At 44.4% G+C, this 617-nt stretch carries 1 protein-coding gene; it reads right to left on the reverse strand.

Features of this window, described 5'->3' with window-relative positions; genetic code table 11:
- Positions 1-317: 317 nt before the first annotated feature.
- Positions 318-617, reverse strand: a 300-nt coding sequence (locus tag ACTHUE_RS19810) for a 2-oxo acid dehydrogenase subunit E2 (protein ID WP_440424257.1), incomplete at its 5' end; no start/stop codon positions are given.

Genomic DNA, 617 nt, shown 5'->3' on the forward strand with positions numbered 1-617 from the left:
ATGGCGGCAACGTATCCGCCCGGGCCTGCACCAATCACTACTACATCATATTGAGACATCGTGTCATCCTTTGCTTTTGCAGTATCTCAAAATAAAAACGATACTTTTTGTTTCTTTTTTATTTTGAATGACTGCGTTTTGATGGTTTTAAGAAAAGGCCGTCTGAAAGTCTATATCTGCCGATTCATTCGAATCAAATGTTTCAGACGGCCTCAATCGTTCGTTGAGCCTATTGTAGCACGATACTACATTACGCTACATCTAAATAAAAATTCAGACGGCCTTTTCATTAACAAATAAAAGGCCGTCTGAAACGATTACAGATCCAACAACAGGCGTGCTGGGTCTTCCAACGCGTCTTTAATGGCTACCAAGGTCAATACAGCTTCGCGGCCGTCAATGATACGGTGGTCGTAAGACAGAGCCAGATACATCATTGGACGGACAACAACTTGACCGTTTTCAACCACAGCGCGCTCTTTAGTGGCGTGCATACCCAAAATCGCAGATTGAGGCGGGTTGATGATCGGGGTAGACATCATAGAACCGAAAGTACCGCCGTTGGTAATACTGAATGTACCGCCGGTCAGATCTTCGATAGCGATTTTGCCGTCTTT

The sequence above is a fragment of the Neisseria sp. P0021.S005 genome (genome assembly GCF_051956955.1).